At 66.7% G+C, this 276-nt stretch carries 1 protein-coding gene; it reads left to right on the top strand.

Translation table 11 applies throughout. From position 1 onward, the window contains the following. The coding region (locus ACSNN9_RS28765) for a C39 family peptidase (RefSeq protein WP_436676431.1) at positions 1 to 276 on the top strand (276 nt) is incomplete at both ends.

Below are 276 nucleotides of genomic sequence, written 5' to 3'. Positions count from 1 at the left end.
GCCCAGCCCAACTTCTACTACTGCGGCCCCGCCGCCGCCCGCAACGCCCTCAGCGTGCAGGGCAAGAACATCGACGTTGACGGCATGGCCCAGCGCATGGGCACCACCGAAGCCGGCACCAACTCCATCAACGACATCACCCCCGTACTGAACAAGGAGACCGGCAAGGACGCCTACCAGTCGGTGGAGATCCGCGACGCCAAGGCCGACCAGAAGCAGACCGACAAGCTGCGCGCCGACATCGTCACCGCCATCGACGAGGGCCACGCCGTCGTC

Origin of the sequence: Micromonospora sp. URMC 107 (assembly GCF_051386315.1) — a bacterium.
In the GTDB taxonomy this organism is placed as follows: Bacteria; Actinomycetota; Actinomycetes; order Mycobacteriales; family Micromonosporaceae; genus Micromonospora.
The sequence above is the reverse complement of the archived record's forward strand: the minus strand, read 5'-3'. Positions and strand labels throughout refer to the sequence as shown.